This is a genomic window from Pseudomonas agronomica (assembly GCF_025917275.1).
Taxonomy (GTDB): Bacteria; Pseudomonadota; Gammaproteobacteria; order Pseudomonadales; family Pseudomonadaceae; genus Aquipseudomonas; species Aquipseudomonas agronomica.
Genome location: NZ_JAOSHO010000539.1, coordinates 1 through 3,168 on the forward strand (window position 1 = coordinate 1; position 3,168 = coordinate 3,168).

A 3,168-nucleotide genomic window follows, 5' to 3' on the forward strand; every position below is an offset into this window, starting at 1 on the left:
CCAACCAACAAATCCAAAACCGCCCGTAAGCCCCCCTACCCCCCCGGACTCTGCCGAAAACTCACCGCCAACCGATTCCAGCTATTGATAGTGCTAATCGCCATAGTCAGGTCCACCAGTTCCTCTTCACTAAAACTGCCACAGGCCAACGTATAGACGTCATCCGGCACTTGGCTCTCAGCCAACAGCGTGACCGCTTCAGTCCAAGCCAGCGCGGCCCGTTCTCGGTCGGTGAAAAAGCCGCTGTCGCGCCATACCGCCACCGCATAAAGCCGCCGCTCCGTCTCGCCCTGGCGGCGCGCGTCCACCGAGTGCATGTCGGTGCAGAAGGCGCAGCCGTTGAGTTGCGAGGCGCGGATCTTGATCAGGTGCAGCAACGCCGGCTCGATGCTCAGGCGGCTGGTCAGTGCTTCCAGGCCGATCATTGCCCTCATCGCGCCGGGGGACGCGCTGTAATAATCCAGGCGCGGACTCATGGTGGGCTCCGTAGTGGTTGGTAAAACCACGGTAGGACGTCGAGGCCATCAGCGACAGGTCCAATCCGTCGATAAACGCCCACGCAACTTCTCCGCGCCAGTGTATTGCGAGTAATCTTGCGCTCTCGGTCCTTGCCGCAAACGATCACCCAGGAGCCCACGGGTATGGAACTTCATGTCGTCATCAACGGCCGCAAGGACCTGACGGGCCAGTTGTATCGGCAATTGCGCAGCGCCATCGAAAGCGGGCGGCTGGCCGCTGGCACGCAACTGCCGCCCAGTCGCCTGCTGGCCGAGCAGTTGGGCATTTCGCGCAAGACCGTTTCCGACACCTACGCGCAACTGACCTACGAAAATCTCCTCACCGGCGTCATCGGCAAGGGCACGTATGTCAACGCTCGCCCGGCCAGCATCGTGCGCAAGCAAAGCCATCGCGAGCTCGCTGGCGCCGATGTGGTCGAGACCTGGCGCAACATGCCGGACTTGCTGCGCCATCCGCCACCCGAGAGCGCGCTGCGCTATGACTTCATCGGCGGTGCCACCGGCAAGGGCCAGTTTCCCCTGGACGACTGGCGTCGCTGCACCGCCCATGCCCTGCGCCAGATCGCCAATGCCAAGGGTTTCTACAGCCAGCCCGAAGGCTTGCCGGCGCTGCGCAACGCCATCGCCCGGCATATCGCGTTTTCCCGTGGGGTCAATTGCCAGGATGATGAGGTGGTGGTGTGCAACGGCGCGCAACAGGCCTTGGACCTGATTTCCCGGGTACTGACCCGTCCGGGCAGCCTGGTCGCCATGGAGGACCCCGGCTATCCGCCGGCGCGCCTGCTGTTCGGTTCCCATGGCGCGACGGTGGCCGGGGTGCCGGTGGATGAGCAAGGCATGCGCGTGGACTTGATTCCCGACGGCACGCGGTTGATCTACGTGACGCCATCCCACCAGTTTCCCCTGGGCATGCCCATGAGCCAGCCCCGGCGCGAGGCCCTGCTGGCACGGGCCTATGAACTGGGCGCGATCATCATCGAAGACGACTACGACAGTGAATTCCGCTACGAAGGCCGCCCCACCGACTCGTTGCAGAGCATGGACGAGCGCGGGATCGTGGCGTACGTCGGGACCTTTTCCAAGACCTTGCTGCCGGAACTGCGCCTCGGCTACGCGATCCTGCCACCGGCGATTCTCGAGGCGGTGATCCTGGCCAAGCGCCTCACCGACCAGCACACCTCCACCCTGCCCCAATGGGCGCTGGCGAAATTCATCGCCGAGGGCTGCCTGCTCAAGCACATCCGCCGCTGCCACGCCCTGTATGCCGGCCGGCGCGAGCGAATCCTGGCGCGCATGGGCGATGACCTGTCCCCCTGGTTCGAGGCCGTGCCCACCACGGCGGGTTTCCACATGGCCGTACTGTGCAAGGTGCCCATCGACCTGCCATTGGTGATCGAACTGGCGAAGAAAGCCGAAGTCGGGCTCTACAGCCTCGACGGTTTCTTTAACGAGGCGCCGGTGCGTCCAGGCCTGATCCTGGGTTTTGGCGCCATTGAACTGCTCGACATCGATATCGCCCTGGACCGTCTGCGAGACATCCTGCAGCAGGTTGCCTGACCGATTGGACTGGGCGTTTATCCGCCCATTGGCTGTTTTAGCCTTGTCCCGTCGGGCCTATCCTGCTTGGGTGTGATCAGATCCCGTTCGACTTGATTCAGGAGCCAGGACAATGTCTCGCCAAGTGATCAACACCGTTCAGGTGCAGGCCGCCGCCGGGCGCTCGGAAGAACTGGGCCGGCAGTTGCAGCAAATCGTCGAAACCCTGCGGGCATTGCCAGGCTGCGATGCCTACCTGGTCGATCGCTGCCCGGAAAACAGCGACCGCTGGAACGTAAGCGCCCGCTGGCGATCGGAAGCGGACATGCAGGCCCATTTCAATTGCCCCGAAGTTCAGGGTTTCATCAGCTTGCTGGAAAGCCGCCTGGCGCGAAGCGTGGACTTCAACAGCTTTCCGGTGGTGTGAATGGGCTCACGACTTGCTCCCGCCGGATCCTGTAGGAGCTGCCGAGTAAAGCGAGGCTGCGATCTTCTTCGGACACTCGTGTTCCAAGATCAAAGATCGCAGCCTCGCTTTGCTCGGCAGCTCCTACGTAGCGGGAGCAAGCTCCCTCGCCACGGGTGGTCTACCTATCTTTCAAAAAATTGGACGTTTGTCCCCGGTACCTTGGGGCTTAGGGTGAAGGCGAATTCACTCCACACCACAAAGGTCCCGCCCCATGAAAACCCTCTACCTGATCGCCGCCCTGAGCTTGCTTCCCATTGCCCCGCTCTACGCCCACGAGGCCGGGCCGTCGGAGAAGGTCCAGGTGCTGCAGGAGAAGCTGCTGAAAAACCTGCCTGGCAAAAAGGCCATGATGTTGACCGTCGACTATGCACCAGGCCAGTCCTCCATCGCCCATAAGCATGACGGCACGGCCATGGCCTACGTGCTCGAAGGCGCGATCACGTCCCAGGTCAAGGGCGAGCCGGCGATCACCTACAAGGCTGGCGAGTTCTGGTACGAAGCCGCCGGTTCCGAGCACCTGGTGTCGAAAAACGCCAGCGCCACCCAACCGGCCAAGCTCCTGGTGTTCATGGTGATGGGCGAGGATGAAGCGGTGTTGATTCCGCTGAAGGACTGAGCCGCAACTTTTGTCACCTCAGAGCATCC

The 3,168-nt window shown here is 62.4% G+C and carries 4 protein-coding genes; 3 read left to right on the top strand and 1 reads right to left on the bottom strand.

All coding sequences use genetic code 11. The features are described 5' to 3' along the window. Positions 1 to 35: 35 nt before the first annotated feature. On the bottom strand, positions 36 to 476 hold the full coding sequence (locus tag OC610_RS24080) for a carboxymuconolactone decarboxylase family protein (RefSeq protein ID WP_264431421.1): 441 nt from the start codon (positions 474 to 476) through the stop codon (positions 36 to 38). Positions 477 to 641: 165 nt separating this feature from the next. On the opposite strand from OC610_RS24080, the gene pdxR reads away from it, so the two are divergent. The 3 genes from pdxR to OC610_RS24095 all read left to right on the top strand — a co-directional run bounded on the left by pdxR (position 642) and on the right by OC610_RS24095 (position 3,139). Then, positions 642 to 2,075, top strand: a complete 1,434-nt coding sequence (gene pdxR, locus OC610_RS24085; protein WP_264431422.1) for a MocR-like pyridoxine biosynthesis transcription factor PdxR — start codon at positions 642 to 644, stop codon at positions 2,073 to 2,075. A 112-nt stretch (positions 2,076 to 2,187) separates the two neighbouring features. After that, complete coding sequence (locus OC610_RS24090; protein ID WP_264431424.1) at positions 2,188 to 2,481, top strand: putative quinol monooxygenase; 294 nt, start codon at positions 2,188 to 2,190, stop codon at positions 2,479 to 2,481. A gap of 253 nt (positions 2,482 to 2,734) precedes the next feature. After that, positions 2,735 to 3,139 (top strand): cupin domain-containing protein, encoded by a 405-nt coding sequence (locus OC610_RS24095; RefSeq protein ID WP_264431426.1) that lies wholly within the window; start codon positions 2,735 to 2,737, stop codon positions 3,137 to 3,139. The last annotated feature ends 29 nt before the right edge of the window (positions 3,140 to 3,168 follow it).

Excerpts from the sequence above, each read along its gene's own strand:
- OC610_RS24080 (WP_264431421.1), bottom strand. The coding sequence starts at position 476 with ATGAGTCCGCGCCTGGATTATTACAGCGCGTCCCCCGGCGCGATGAGG.
- pdxR (WP_264431422.1), top strand. The coding sequence starts at position 642 with ATGGAACTTCATGTCGTCATCAACGGCCGCAAGGACCTGACGGGCCAG.
- OC610_RS24090 (WP_264431424.1), top strand. The coding sequence starts at position 2,188 with ATGTCTCGCCAAGTGATCAACACCGTTCAGGTGCAGGCCGCCGCCGGG.
- OC610_RS24095 (WP_264431426.1), top strand. The coding sequence starts at position 2,735 with ATGAAAACCCTCTACCTGATCGCCGCCCTGAGCTTGCTTCCCATTGCC.